11 protein-coding genes are annotated in these 13,313 nt (G+C 69.1%); 2 read left to right on the top strand and 9 right to left on the bottom strand.

Annotation, left to right across the window (positions count from 1 at the left end; translation table 11 throughout):
• Nucleotides 1-4 precede the first annotated feature (4 nt).
• The gene (locus ACLJQZ_RS20480) at nt 5-229 is read right to left on the bottom strand and encodes a hypothetical protein (RefSeq protein ID WP_410621541.1); all 225 of its coding nucleotides are present in this window, start codon (nt 227-229) and stop codon (nt 5-7) included.
• 67 nt (nt 230-296) lie between these two features.
• On the opposite strand from ACLJQZ_RS20480, the gene ACLJQZ_RS20485 reads away from it, so the two are divergent.
• Nucleotides 297-776 carry a GNAT family N-acetyltransferase gene (locus ACLJQZ_RS20485; protein WP_410621542.1) on the top strand — a complete coding sequence of 160 codons (480 nt, stop codon included), beginning with the start codon at nt 297-299 and terminating at the stop codon, nt 774-776.
• A gap of 131 nt (nt 777-907) precedes the next feature.
• Here ACLJQZ_RS20485 and ACLJQZ_RS20490 read toward each other — a convergent pair whose 3' ends face one another.
• The 7 genes from ACLJQZ_RS20490 to ACLJQZ_RS20520 all read right to left on the bottom strand — a co-directional run bounded on the left by ACLJQZ_RS20490 (nt 908) and on the right by ACLJQZ_RS20520 (nt 8,183).
• Nucleotides 908-1,039, bottom strand: a complete 132-nt coding sequence (locus ACLJQZ_RS20490) for a hypothetical protein (RefSeq protein ID WP_410621543.1) — start codon at nt 1,037-1,039, stop codon at nt 908-910.
• 145 nt (nt 1,040-1,184) lie between these two features.
• The gene (locus ACLJQZ_RS20495; RefSeq protein WP_410621544.1) at nt 1,185-2,522 is read right to left on the bottom strand and encodes a DUF4407 domain-containing protein; all 1,338 of its coding nucleotides are present in this window, start codon (nt 2,520-2,522) and stop codon (nt 1,185-1,187) included.
• Nucleotides 2,512-3,903 (bottom strand): hypothetical protein, encoded by a 1,392-nt coding sequence (locus ACLJQZ_RS20500; protein WP_410621545.1) that lies wholly within the window; start codon nt 3,901-3,903, stop codon nt 2,512-2,514. The genes ACLJQZ_RS20495 and ACLJQZ_RS20500 overlap by 11 nt, the downstream gene beginning before the upstream one ends.
• A complete protein-coding gene (locus tag ACLJQZ_RS20505) occupies nt 3,900-5,921 on the bottom strand; it encodes a hypothetical protein (RefSeq protein ID WP_410621546.1) in 2,022 nt (673 codons plus the stop codon). Before ACLJQZ_RS20505 ends, ACLJQZ_RS20500 begins: the two co-directional genes overlap by 4 nt.
• Nucleotides 5,921-6,613, bottom strand: a complete 693-nt coding sequence (locus tag ACLJQZ_RS20510) for a hypothetical protein (protein WP_410621547.1) — start codon at nt 6,611-6,613, stop codon at nt 5,921-5,923. Before ACLJQZ_RS20510 ends, ACLJQZ_RS20505 begins: the two co-directional genes overlap by 1 nt.
• Before the next feature lie 139 nt (nt 6,614-6,752).
• Nucleotides 6,753-7,475, bottom strand: a complete 723-nt coding sequence (locus ACLJQZ_RS20515) for a Crp/Fnr family transcriptional regulator (protein ID WP_410621548.1) — start codon at nt 7,473-7,475, stop codon at nt 6,753-6,755.
• Nucleotides 7,476-7,682: 207 nt separating this feature from the next.
• Nucleotides 7,683-8,183 (bottom strand): zinc ribbon domain-containing protein, encoded by a 501-nt coding sequence (locus ACLJQZ_RS20520; protein WP_410621549.1) that lies wholly within the window; start codon nt 8,181-8,183, stop codon nt 7,683-7,685.
• A 324-nt stretch (nt 8,184-8,507) separates the two neighbouring features.
• On the opposite strand from ACLJQZ_RS20520, the gene ACLJQZ_RS20525 reads away from it, so the two are divergent.
• Nucleotides 8,508-9,293, top strand: a complete 786-nt coding sequence (locus ACLJQZ_RS20525; protein WP_410621550.1) for a M15 family metallopeptidase — start codon at nt 8,508-8,510, stop codon at nt 9,291-9,293.
• Between the two features lie 87 nt (nt 9,294-9,380).
• On the opposite strand, the gene ACLJQZ_RS20530 is transcribed toward ACLJQZ_RS20525, so the two are convergent.
• Nucleotides 9,381-13,292, bottom strand: a complete 3,912-nt coding sequence (locus ACLJQZ_RS20530) for a DNA-directed RNA polymerase subunit beta' (protein ID WP_410621551.1) — start codon at nt 13,290-13,292, stop codon at nt 9,381-9,383.
• Nucleotides 13,293-13,313 lie beyond the last annotated feature (21 nt).

Here is a 13,313-nt window from a genome sequence, read left to right on the forward strand (position 1 = left end):
GCCGTCAGCGGCGCCGGGACGTCAGGTGCGTGAGGCCGGCCGACAAGGCGAACACCACGCCCAGGCCGACGACGTAGGGCCCGGCGAGCAGGGCGAACCCGGCGCCGATGTTGGCGTCCGGCTCGTCGGAGGTGGCCCGGAAACCGATCGCGCCCACCGACAGCAGGACCGCGCCCGCCGTGATCAGCAGGACGGCCACGACCGTGAGGCGCTTCGTGACAGGCGTCATGCCTTCATGGTGCCCGGGGTCGGGCGCCGCCGCTGAATTCGGTGGACAGCTTCCCCAAGATGGGGACGTGGAGTGGAACATCACCGAAGTCCCCGTCAGTCACCCGGACGCCGTCGCGATCATGCGCGAGTACATGGCCGAAGTCGCTTCGCGGTACTACGGGCGCCCGGTCACCGACGCGGAGATGGCGATCGCGCTGGCCGACGAGCCGGGCACCGACCTGGTCGCCCCGACCGGGGCGTTCCTGCTGGGCCGGTGGGACGGCGTGCTCGCCGGCTGTGTCGGCACCCGCGTCCTCGAGCCGGGGGTCGGCGAGCTGACGAAGATGTACGTCAAGCCCGCTCACCGCGGCTCGGGAGCGGCCCCGCGGCTGGTCGCGGCGGCCGAGGACGCGGCCCGCCGGCTCGGCGCGCGGCACATGCGGCTCGACACCCGCCACGACCTTGTCGAGGCCCGGGCGCTCTACGCGCGGACCGGGTACGCCGAGGTCGAGCCGTTCAACGACGACCAGTACGCCGAGCACTGGTTCGCGAAAAGCCTGGCCTAGCAACGATCTTCCCGGCTTCGAGCAGCACGTCGCCGACGCCGCGGGGCCACGGCTCCCCCGGGTGGCGACGTCCGGGACGCGGGCTGAGCGGCTGGAGGCGGACCTCCTCGACGTCGACGGCGGCCTGCTGCTCATGGACTTCGCCGCCCGGCGGGATCCGGCTGCGGGGCGCGCGGATCGGCGACGAGCTGCGGCTGTGTGGCGGTCACCGCGGCGATCGCGATCACCGCGATGCCGCGCCTGCCGAGCAGCTGCCGATCCATGGGTCTCCCCGGGGAGAGTGGCGGCCCCGGCCGGAGCGGGGGCCGCCAGGTGGATCAGAAGGAGGGCAGGATCTTGCCCGGCACACCGTTGACCGACTGGAGCAGAACTTACTCGTTATGAATTCCCGGGAACTCGTGCCGGCAACTACTGGCTGCGCAGCTTCTCGGCCAGCTTGTCGATCTCGGCGTCCAAGTCCGACTCGCGCCGGGCCCGGGCGGACCGGTCGGCCTCCTCGATGCTGTCGATCCTCGTCCGAAGGTTGTACTCGGTGCGCTGCAACCAGACGTCGTTGTCGGCTGTGTCCTGCCGCTCCCGCAGCGTGACGTGCTTGTCGTGCAGCCGCCGGGCGACCTCGACCTGCCTCGAGACGAGCACGTCGTAGGCCGTCGACCCGCTCATCAGCTTCGTCAGCACCGGGAGGCAGTCGATCGCGATGAGGAGCAGCCGCACGAGCCACTGGGCCGCGAACACGAACCCGCTGCGGTCGGCCAGCCGCTCGAGCGCGGCGGACTCGTCGAGGATGCCGATCGTGCCCTGGTGTTCGCGCATCGCCGTGACCTTCGCGGTGATGGCCGCGCTGACCTGCTGGCCGGCGGTCTGCTGGGCACTTCCCAGTTTCTTGGTCAGCTCGTCGATCCGGCCGTTCGCGGCGGTCAGGTCGGCCTGGCGCTTGTCCAACTGGTTGTCGGTGCGGAAACGGTCCGCCACCGTCCGGTTCCGGTCGCATTCGGGGCCGTCACCCGCGACGCCCGTGAGCCCGTCACCCCGAGCGCCACTGCATTCCCCACGCGCCAGCTTCTCTAATGCGTCCCACTGCCCGTAAAGGCCGTCGTACTCCTTCTTCGCCGCGTCGCGGTTCTTGACGGCCTTGTCCAGCTCCTCCTTCGCCGCCTCAGGCGAGTCCTTGATCGTCAGCTGGTAGTTGGCGCAGTCGTCCGTCTTCAGCGCCGGCGCGCCTTCGGGGTTGCAACTCCGGTACTGGCTTTCGTAGGCGGACAGCTCGTTCTCCCGGCCGTCCAGGACCTCCTTGTGGATGGCGGGCGAGAAGATCCACAGCACCAACGGTTCCGCGATCACCGCGCCCATGAGCAGCGAGATCACGAGCCGGGGCACGAATACCTTGGCCTTGCCCCCGCCGAGCATCCCGTGCGTGCTGGCGATCAGCCAGCCGTCGAAGCTGATGATGACGTAGGCCCACAACGCCCCGGCCGGCACCAGGAAGATCCACGGCACCGTCGACAGGCTGGAGAGCGCCACCAGCAGCGAAACCCCGGCGAGCAGGCCGGTGTTGAAGACGATGGCACCGAGGCGCGTGTACCGCGGCCGCTCCTCCGGCACCCAGTCCAGGATCTCCTCGCGGATCCCCGCGAGGGCCCGAAGCCGCCGCCCGAGCCCGCGGTGCGGGTCCACCGGCCGGTACGTCCCGAGCGGGACGTCCGGCGGCAAGGCGCCCCGCGCGGGCGCCTCGGTCTCAACTGACATCCTCTTCCCTCACCCCGGTGTCGTCGTCTTCTTCGCCGTCTTCAGCGGCGGGTGCTGCCTCGGCGCGTTCGCCGGTAGCCAGCTCCTCCGGCTTGCGGCCCTGATCGAGCCGCTCGGGGGGCTTGGTCCCGGTGAGCTTGGTGATCAGCACGTTCGGGTCCAGGTTCGTCATGTCGAGGTAGCCGCGCTTGCCGAGCTCCCGGATGACCTCGAGGGTGATCTCCTCCTTGCGCCGGGTTTCGGCCCTGACCAGGCCGTGGTCCTCCCGCCGCCACTTGCGTTCTTCCCGGGACTGGTCTCGTTCCCACCGGCGCTGCTCGTTCCGCCGCTCGATCTCCCAGAGCCGCTCTTCGTGTTCCCGGTCGAACTTGGCCTGCCGGTCGGTGCGCTCGATCTCGGCGCGGTGACGGTTCTCGGTCAGCAGCCGTTCGGCCAGGTCGGCCGCGTCCAGCGAGCCGGTGACGTACGCGTTGGCCAGCGCGCTGTCCGGGTTGTCGCGGATGATCTCGGCCAGCGCCGTGATCTCCGCGCGGTCGTGCCCGCGCTGGTCCCGCTCAAACGCCTTCCGGTCGGCCAGCCGGTCGAGCTCGTATCCCTGCCGTTCGGCCCCGACGGTTCCTTCGTGGTGGACGCGTTCCCGATCCAGCCGCTGCTCGTGGACCAGCCGTTCGCTTCCGAGCAGCTGGTCGTGCCCGGTCTGGTCACGTTCGAGATGGTGGCCGTTGTGCTGGCGCTCGGTGGTCAGCGTGTGGTCCAAGCGCTGCTGCGTCGTGTCCAGCTCGTACTGGTATTCGATGCTCCGGCGGTTGCCCATGAGCTTCTGGTACTCGACCGGCGTCAGCACCTCGACGCTGCGCAACTCCACGGCGATCCCGGAGATCACCGGCGGCTTGAGCGTCGTGAAGGCCTTCACCTGGGCATTGACGTCCCGGCGGACCTCGTTGACCTGGTCGAGCCGGTACTCGAGACCGAGTTCGAAGATCCGGTGGTGGCTCTTGAGGTAGGCGCGTAGGAGCGTCTGCGCGTCACCTCGTCCTTCACGCACGACGCTGATGGGATTGGTCACGGTGCAGACGAACGTGACGCGCATGGTGAAGTCGTCGGCCTCGGCGCACGGGATGGCCAGCTCGACGAGCACCTCGGCGTCGCGAGTCAGGTCCACCAGGCTGACGTGCGTGGCGTTGACGACCTGTTCCTCATCCAGGCGCCGCTGGGCGCTATCGAGGATGTACTCGCCGTCCACGCGGTAGACGAACACGTGGTGCGCGTTCGGCCTGGGCAGCTCGCCGTGGTCGCGGAACTCCTTGCGCCAGAGCCACTTCCCCTTCACCCGCGCGGGGTCCAGGGAGCGCTGCTCGACGATCGGGTAGGGATGGGTCATGGCAGGGCGGTGGCCTCTCGGTGCAGGTGGGCGATCGCGGCGAGCAGGTGCTCGACCAGCGGTGAACTGTCTTTGTGAGTGCGGGCTTCGAGTGCTGCGAAGTCCGTGCGGAGCAAGTCGGCTTCACCGGCTGGCAAGGCGTCCGAAATGGCCGCGCCCAGCGCGGTCGCGACGGCGACCGGGTCCTCACAGAGGTGCTTGAGGTCGTTGAGGGACGCCCGCAACACGGTGAGCGCCCGTTTGCGGGTCGGCCGGTTGCACAGCGCGGCGGCCCACAGCCGGCCTTCGACGGGCGCGGCACGGTCCGGCGCGGCGCAGAGGTGCTCGATTGCGGCGTGCCGGCCGGCGATCCGGTCTCGCGCGGAGAGCACGCTGAGGATCGCCCGCGTGGTCGCACGGATGTACCCGGGCGTGGCGCCCGGCTTCGCCAGCCGTCGCAGCTTCCCGTCGAGCAACGTCAGCACGACCCCGGCGTCCTCGGTGCGCTTGATGAGGGTGACGAACAGGCCGGCGAGCGCAACGTGCGCATCCCCCGTGACGGTGTGGCTCTGCAGGATGAGCTGCCACAGGCGGTTGGCGGCCTCGTGCGGGTACCGGGCGCCGAGCTCCCCGCTCAGCGCGACCGCCCCGGTCCACCGTTCTGCCGGGCTGCCGCGGCCCGCCCAGTGTGCGGCCAGTTGGAGCGCCTCCGGGGCGAGCGCCTCGTCGTAGCTCAGCAACCACAGCACGTGCGTCGCCGTGGTCTGGCCGGGCCAGCCCCGGCGCCCGTCGGCCCAGGGCGCCAGGATGTCGTCGACCTCGTCGAAGGCGGACCTCGCCAGCTCGGCGAGGCCGGCGGCGACGCGCAGCCCTTCCTTCGGCATGACTTCGTCCAGCCACGCGGAGACGCCGTCCCAGAACGGCGCTTCCTCGCGAGCCCACAACTCCGCCAGGACGAACCCGCGGTACCTCGGCTCCTTGAACCGGGGGCAGTGCCGCGCGACGCCGTCCGTGCCGACCCGCTCGATCTTGATCAAGCTGTCGTGCGCGTAGAGCTTCAGGCGGTGCTGCCGGAGCAGCTCGGGTTGCGTGCGTTCGAGGGCGTCCGGCTCCCCACCGGCGACCGTCTCGGCGAGCTTGCCTTCGAGCTGGGCGAGCGCGGACTCGAACGTGCGCTGGCGAGCCCCGTCGAGGAAGGCCAGCGCGGTGACGGCCAGGTAGTCTCGCTCGTCCCGCTCTTCGTCGAACCAGATCCGGACCTGGTCCTGCAGCGACGCGTCCAGTTTCGGGAGCGCCTCGGCGACCGCCGTCCCGTCGGCGATGTCGGCCGCGACGCCGACGAGGTCGTGCAACTGCCCGCCGTCCGGCCAAGCCCGCAGGACCTGCTCGATCACGTCCTCGCGGTCCGCCCGGCCGGCGAGCCGGGCGCGCAGCACCGTCCGCAGGTCGGGCGGCTCCCAGCGCACCTGGGCCACGGAGTCGACTTCGCCCTGCTCGGTCGGCGTGGTCGTCGTGACTACCAGATAGGCCCCCTGGTCGCGAACGCGGTCGCGCACCGTGCGCCAGGTGAAGTCGACGTCGGCGGTTTTCCGCTCCGCGATCCGATCCGCGATGATGTAGCCGCTCCCGGCCGCGTATTCGCGCTCGGCCAAGCTCTTCAGCCGGTTCATCGGGGACAGCACGTACAGCGGGCCGCCGGTGACCTCGCGCAGAAGAGCGGTCGCCCCGGCCCGCTTCCCGGTTCCCCGGCTCCCGTGCAGGCCGACGACGTGGTCCTTGCCCAGCGCGGTGAGCGCGGTGTCGAAGCAGCCGGGAGGTACGTAGCCGCGCAGTTCGGCCACGACGTCGGCGTCGTCGAGCATGCCGGCGGCCGCCTTGACCCGTTCCGGCCGCCGCGGGCCGATGCCGAACTGGGCGCCGTCGGCGTAGATCGGCCCGTTGAACTGGTTCACCGCACGGGTGAGCTGTTCGGTGTAGTCGTCGCCGAGCGCCGGATCCGGCGCCTCGGCCGGCGTCTCCGCCGGTTCTTCCTCGCTCATCAGCCGCGCTTGATCCCGAAGACCGCGTCGCGCGCGTCGACACTCCCGTTGAGCACGGTGATCGCCTCGGCGCGGTACTGCTGACCGGCCGGGGCGACCACCGCGGCGGCCGGCTGCTCCGGCGGATCCGCGGCGAGGGTAGCGCCGTGCACGTCGTAGCCCGGCACCCGGAGCCACGCGACGTCGGTGTATTCCTTCTGGCGCACCACGACTTCCCGGAACTCGGCCGGTTTCAGAGAGGTGTGCCGCTGGGCCACGACGTCGGTGTAGATCTGCCGCGAGACGACCACGGCCAGGTCGGCTTCCGGGAACGCCTTCAGGGCGGCGCGAAGAGGCGCACTGTCGACAAGGCGGCTGACGCCGACGACGCCCTGCCCCGTCCAGCCGTTCGCGCCGGGCATCGCCACCCCGTGGTGGATCGCGATCCGGATCCGCATCCGGGCTTCGGGTGCCAGGTCGTGGTTGTGGTCGGCGAGTCCGGCGACCAGCTCGCGGACGTAGTCGTCCGTGACGTCCGGTTCGGCCACGGCACCGGGCAGGATCGCCAGTTCGCCGTCGCCGGCGCCCTGCCGGTGCCAGGCCGACCGATCCAGGCCACACCGGGTGGCGGCGGTGTTCGCCACGCTGAGCAAGCCGGACTGGATCGCGGCGTGTTGCTGGTCGTCCCGGCTGCCGTAACCCTGCACGTCCATGGAAACGAGAAGATGGCGAGTGAAATCGCTGGCACGAGCCAAGGTCATTGTCCTTTTCGGATCTGGTGGGAGTGAGCGCAGAGTCTGCCTCCACTCCGTGACCAAGACTCCGGAAAATTCCGTGATCTGCACCTGTTCGTTAGTCAGGATCAGCGAAGGTCGCTAGCCCGTTCAGGTCAAGAATGGTTACTGTCCGGTATCTGTACCCGATATAGTCCAGTTCCTTCAATTGGCGGACAGCCAATTGGGTCGAGTCACGGCCGGCTCCGATGAGCTTGCCGAATTCCGACTGGGAAAGCTCGATTCCCAGCCGGATCCCGCCCCCGCCCGGGGTGCCGTGGTGCGCGGCGAGCTCGACCAGCACCCGGGCGAGCCGCACCGCCGTGTCGTACCCGGCGAAGTCGAGGCGACGGCGGTTGGCCCAGTCGAGCCGATCGGCAATCATGTGGCACACCACCCGCCAGGCTTCTTCCCTGCGCCGCAGGAAGACCCGGAAGCTCTCGATCGGGATCCGGTGCACCGTCATCGCCCGGCACGTCGTCACCGTGGCCGACCGCGGCCCCTCTCGCAGCACACCCATCTCGCCGACCAGATCGCCACTGATCCTGATACCCAGCAGGCTCTCGGTGCCGTTCCGGGCGGCCACCGTCACCTTGACGCACGCCAAGCGGGGTTGTTTCCCGTGCCCGAGGAGGAAAACGTGCGTACTGGGCTCACCCTGGTGCAGCAAAACCGTGCCGGCCCGGCACGGTTTCGGCGCCCCCAGCCCCAGCAACTCATCGGTGAGCGCGCCCGGCAAGCGCGACAACACCGTGCCGACCGGCCATTCCGTTTCGTTTCCGCCCGGCCCGTCGGTACTCACGCCGCACCCTCCTCCACGAGTTCCGGAACGGCCGTCCGATCCGGTTCCGTGCCACGAGCCCCCTCGCGCACCCCCGACAAATACTCGCAGCGCGGGCCGTTGTCGATGCTCGAGAAAGCTCACTGCCCGCCGAAGCGGGCCGCACAGTGAGAACCTGACGGATTTCGTGGAAACTCGCGGAGAAACGCCGGTTTCAGTGGGGAATGGTCAGAATCGGTTGCCGCAGTCCGAGCAGAACATCGCGCCGGCCTTGTTGCTCTCGCTGCCGCAGCCGCCGCAGCGCACCTTCAGCGCCAGCGCGGTGCCGCACGACTGGCAGAACTTGCCGCCTTCGGCCTTGAGGCCGCAGCCCGGGCAGGACACCTTCGCGCGGGTGTCGACGTCGAGACCGGACGTCCAGTCCTTTTCGCGGGCCTTGTCCCAGATCTGGTCGCGCTGGGCGGAAGCCTGCGCGCGCGAGATCTCCTCGGCGACGCTCGGCGAGCAGCGCAGGCACTGGCCGATCTCCTCGTTCCAGCACTGGTCCTGGCACATCCAGTCGCTGCAGCCGCGGCACTGCCGGAAGCTCGGGGTGATCTCCTTGACGGCCGCGGCCAGCGCGCGGTCCTTGGCGGGCGAGTTCGTGGCGCGGTCGTAGCGCCACTGGTCGGCCGAGTTGCTCAGGTCCCGCAGTGTCCCGCCGAAGAACGAGCCGACAGTGCGAAGCACGCTTCGCCCGGTTTCCATGTTGTCGCGCTGGAACGCGGAACGGAAACCGTTCCCACAGCGTTCACAACGGAACTCGAACTGGTACCCCTGCGTGTTGGAGAGGTCCGAGAAGTTGTCCGTGAAGGGCACAGAGTCAGCCACAACCCATCTTCCCCAGCCGACCGCGGTCACGGTGACGGAAGATTTGCCGACAACGGCTCGGCTACCGGACGTCACGACCGCGTGCGCGAAAACCGTTACACCGCACGCAAATCGACCAAAAGCCGCCAAGTCTCCCCCTGAGCGGCGGCTGATCGCGAAGCGATTTCCTGCTAGACGTGCGGTATGCCGATTTCCACCCGGATGCGCACCCTCGCCGTCACCCTCGCCGCCCTGACCACCTTCGCCGTCCCCGGCCCGGCCGGGGCGACCACCACGTCGCACGAGTTCGTCGCCCTGTCCGATGTCGCGCCGTCGATCCTGCAGGACATCCGCTACGCCACCCCGCACAACTTCGTCGGCCGGCGCGTCGACGGGTACCTCGAGCCCACCTGCGTCCTGACCCGGCAGGCCGCCGAGGGCCTGCGCACCGCCCAGACGCAGCTGCGGAAGCTGGGCTACACGCTCAAGGTCTACGACTGCTACCGGCCGCAGCGCGCGGTCGACCACTTCGTGCGGTGGGCGAAGGACCTCGCCGACGAGAAGATGAAGGCCGAGTTCTACCCGAACGTCGCCAAGGACCGGCTCTTCGAGGACGGCTACATCGCCGAGAAGTCCGGGCACAGCCGCGGCAGCACCATGGACCTCACGCTCGTCAGGATCCCGCCGCGGCCCCAGCGGCCCTACTTCCCGGGCGAACCGCTGAGGCCGTGCTTCGCGCCGCAGGGCAGCCGCTTCCCCGACAACATGGTCGACATGGGCACGGGTTACGACTGCTTCGACCCGCTCGCCCACACCGACAACCCGGCGATCACGGGCATCGCGCGGCAGCACCGCGACCTGCTCCGGACCACCCTGATCGCGGCGGGCTTCCACAACCTGCCCGAGGAGTGGTGGCACTACACCCTGGACAACGAGCCGTTCCCGGACACGTACTTCGACTTCCCGGTGAGCCGCCACGGCCTTCCGTGAACGACGGTGCCCCGGTCCGGGGCACGCCGGGAACGGGAAGGGCCCCCGCCGGAAACCGGCGGGGGCCCTTCTCGTGGATCAGCTTCGTCAGCGGAAGTCGCGGCCGAAGTCGTAGTCGTCCAGCGGGACCGCGGCACCGGTACCCGTACCGAACACGTCCGGGGTGTAGTAGCCGTCGTCGTAGGACGGGATCGCGTACGCGGCGACCCGGGCCTCTTCCGTCGGCTGCACCTGGATGTTGCGGTACTTGTTGATGCCCGTACCGGCCGGGATCAGCTTACCGATGATCACGTTCTCCTTGAGGCCCACGAGCCGGTCCGAGCGGCCGTTGATGGCCGCGTCGGTCAGGACGCGCGTGGTCTCCTGGAACGACGCCGCCGACAGCCACGAGTCCGTGGTGAGCGACGCCTTCGTGATCCCCATCAGCACCGGACGGCCCGAAGCCGGCTCGCCGCCTTCGGAGACCGTCGAGCGGTTGCGTGCCTCGAACTTGGTCCGCTCGGGCAGCTCGCCCGGCAGGAAGTCCGTGCCACCCGAATCGATGACCGTCACCCGGCGCAGCATCTGCCGGACGATGACCTCGATGTGCTTGTCGTGGATCGACACACCCTGGGCCCGGTACACCTTCTGGACCTCGTCGGTGAGGTGCATCTGCGCCTCACGCGGGCCCATCACGCGCAGGACCTCGTGCGGGTCCGGGGTGCCCTCGAGCAGCTGCTGCCCGACGTTGACGTGGTCACCGTCGCCCAGCGGGCCGTTCGGGGTGTTGGCGAGCCGCTGACGCTTGGACAGCTTGTCGAAGACGATCTCTTCGCCGCCGTCGTCCGGGATCAGCGTGATCTTCCAGAACCGCTCGCTCTCCTCGATGCGCACACGGCCATCGACGTCGGCGATCGGCGCCTTGCCCTTCGGGACCCGGGCCTCGAACAGCTCCTGGACACGGGGCAGACCGGTCGTGATGTCGTCACCGGCGACACCACCCTGGTGGAACGTACGCATCGTCAGCTGCGTACCGGGCTCACCGATCGACTGGGCCGCGACGATACCCACGGCCTCGCCGACGTCGACGAGCAGACCGGTCGCCATCGAGCGGCCGTAGCAGGTCGCGCAGATGCCGACGGCCGACTCGCAGGTCAGCACCGAGCGGACCTTGACCTTCGAGATGCCGCTGGAGATCAGCTTGTCGATGGCCGGGTCGCCGATGTCGTCCGCGGCGTTCAGCACGACGTTGCCCTTGGCGTCCACCGCGTCCGTCGCGAGGTTCCGCGCGTACACGCTGGTTTCGACGTGCTGGTCACGCAGCACCTTGCCGTCGCCGATGTCCTCGCCGAGCGGCATCATGATGCCGCGGGTGGTGCCGCAGTCGGTCTCGCGGACGATGACGTCCTGCGAGACGTCCACCAGACGCCGGGTCAGGTAACCCGAGTCGGCGGTGCGCAGCGCCGTGTCCGCCAGGCCCTTGCGGGCACCGTGCGTCGCGATGAAGTACTCCGCCACCGACAGGCCTTCACGGAAGTTGGCCTTGATCGGACGCGGGATGTACTCACCCTTCGGGTTCGACACCAGGCCACGCATGCCGGCCAGCGACCGGACCTGCGTCATGTTGCCCGCCGCGCCCGACTTCACGATCATGGCGATCGGATTGTCGTCCGGCAGCGCCGTCTCCATGATCTTGTGGACCTCTTCGGTGGCCTGCGTCCACACCTTGACGAGCTCGTTGTTGCGCTCGGTGTGCGACAGCTGACCACGCTGGTAGCGCTTCTCCACCTGGGAGGCCTTGCCCTCGTACTCGTCGAGGATGGCCTTCTTGCCCACGGGCACCAGGACGTCGGAGATCGCCACGGTGACACCCGACCGGGTCGCCCAGTAGAAACCGGCGTCCTTCAGCCGGTCCAGGGTCTGCGCGACCTGGGTCATCGAGTACCGCTCGGCGAGGTCGTTCACGATCGCGGCCTGCCGCTTCTTCGGCATCGGCTCGTTGATGAACGGGTAGTCCGCCGGCAGCAGCTCGTTGAACAGCACGCGGCCCAGGGTCGTCTCGGCCAGCCAGGTCTTGCCCGGCTCCCAGCCCTTTTCCGCGAGCCGGGCCTCGTCGGCCTTCGCCGGCTGACGGTCCTTGACGCGGATCTTGATCGGGGCGTGCAGGCTCAGCGCCTTGCGGTCGTAGGCCATGATGGCCTCGGCCGGCGAGGAGTACGCGCCGCCCGCGCCGTCGGCCTTCTCGTTGAGCCGGGTCAGGTGGAACAGGCCCGTCACCATGTCCAGCCGCGGCATGGCGAGCGGACGGCCCGACGCCGGCGACAGGATGTTGTTCGCCGACAGCATCAGGATCCGGGCCTCGGCCTGCGCCTCGGCCGACAGCGGCAGGTGCACCGCCATCTGGTCACCGTCGAAGTCCGCGTTGAACGCTTCGCAGACCAGCGGGTGCAGCTGGATGGCCTTGCCCTCGACCAGCTGCGGCTCGAAGGCCTGGATGCCGAGGCGGTGCAGGGTCGGCGCGCGGTTCAGCATCACCGGGTGACCGGTGATGACCTCTTCGAGCACGTCCCACACCTGCGGCCGCGAGCGCTCCACCATCCGCTTGGCGGACTTGATGTTCTGCGCGTGGTTCAGGTCGACCAGCCGCTTCATGACGAACGGCTTGAACAGCTCGAGCGCCATGTCCTTCGGCAGACCGCACTGGTGCAGCTTCAGCTGCGGCCCGACGATGATGACCGAACGGCCCGAGTAGTCGACGCGCTTGCCGAGCAGGTTCTGGCGGAACCGGCCCTGCTTGCCCTTGAGCAGGTCGGACAGCGACTTCAGCGGCCGGTTGCCCGGGCCGGTGACCGGACGCCCGCGGCGGCCGTTGTCGAACAGCGCGTCGACGGCCTCCTGCAGCATCCGCTTCTCGTTGTTGACGATGATCTCGGGCGCGCCGAGGTCGATCAGCCGCTTGAGACGGTTGTTGCGGTTGATCACGCGGCGGTACAGGTCGTTCAGGTCCGACGTCGCGAACCGGCCACCGTCGAGCTGCACCATCGGGCGCAGGTCCGGCGGGATGACCGGGACGGCGTCGAGCACCATGCCGCGGGGGTCGTTGCCAGTGGCCTGGAAGGCCGCGACGACCTTGAGCCGCTTCAGCGCGCGGAGCTTCTTCTGCCCCTTGCCGTTGCGGATGGTGTCGCGCAGGTTGTCGGCTTCGGCCGCGACGTCGAACTCGGCGGCCAGCTTCTGGATGGCCTCCGCGCCCATGCCGCCGGTGAAGTACTCGCCGTAGCGGTCGACGAGCTCGCGGTAGAGCAGCTCGTCGGCGATCAGCTGGCGCACGTCGAGCTTCGTGAAGGTCGTCCAGACCTCTTCGAGGCGGTCCAGCTCGCGACCGGCGCGGTCACGCAGCTGGCGCATCTCGCGCTCGCCGCCCTCCTTGACCTTGCGGCGGACGTCGGACTTGGCGCCCTCCGCCTCCAGCTCGGCCAGGTCGGCTTCCAGCTTCTGCGCGCGGATCTCGATGTCCGCGTCACGCTTGGTCTCGAGGTTCTTGCGCTCGACGCCGATCTCGTTCTCGAGGGTCGGCAGGTCGTTGTGGCGCAGCTCCGTGTTCACGCCCGTGATGACGTAAGCAGCGAAGTAGATGATCTTTTCGAGGTCCTTCGGCGCCAGGTCCAGCAGGTAGCCCAGGCGGGACGGAACACCCTTGAAGTACCAGATGTGGGTCACCGGCGCGGCCAGCTCGATGTGGCCCATCCGCTCGCGGCGCACCTTGGCGCGGGTCACCTCGACGCCGCAGCGCTCACAGATGATGCCCTTGAAGCGGACGCGCTTGTACTTGCCGCAGTAGCACTCCCAGTCCCGGGTCGGACCGAAGATCTTCTCGCAGAAGAGGCCGTCCTTCTCGGGCTTGAGCGTGCGGTAGTTGATGGTCTCCGGCTTCTTCACCTCACCGAAGGACCACTGGCGGATGTCGTCAGCGGTGGCAAGGCCGATGCGGAGCTCATCGAAGAAATTGACGTCCAGCACGTCTTTGCATCCCCTTGGGGT

The sequence above is a fragment of the Amycolatopsis sp. cmx-8-4 genome (genome assembly GCF_046548675.1).
Classification (GTDB): Bacteria; Actinomycetota; Actinomycetes; order Mycobacteriales; family Pseudonocardiaceae; genus Amycolatopsis.

Coding starts and splice junctions, on each gene's coding strand:
- ACLJQZ_RS20480 (WP_410621541.1), bottom strand. CDS start 229: ATGACGCCTGTCACGAAGCGCCTCACGGTCGTGGCCGTCCTGCTGATC.
- ACLJQZ_RS20490 (WP_410621543.1), bottom strand. CDS start 1,039: ATGGATCGGCAGCTGCTCGGCAGGCGCGGCATCGCGGTGATCGCGATC.
- ACLJQZ_RS20495 (WP_410621544.1), bottom strand. CDS start 2,522: ATGTCAGTTGAGACCGAGGCGCCCGCGCGGGGCGCCTTGCCGCCGGAC.
- ACLJQZ_RS20500 (WP_410621545.1), bottom strand. CDS start 3,903: ATGACCCATCCCTACCCGATCGTCGAGCAGCGCTCCCTGGACCCCGCG.
- ACLJQZ_RS20505 (WP_410621546.1), bottom strand. CDS start 5,921: ATGAGCGAGGAAGAACCGGCGGAGACGCCGGCCGAGGCGCCGGATCCG.
- ACLJQZ_RS20510 (WP_410621547.1), bottom strand. CDS start 6,613: ATGGACGTGCAGGGTTACGGCAGCCGGGACGACCAGCAACACGCCGCG.
- ACLJQZ_RS20525 (WP_410621550.1), top strand. CDS start 8,508: ATGCCGATTTCCACCCGGATGCGCACCCTCGCCGTCACCCTCGCCGCC.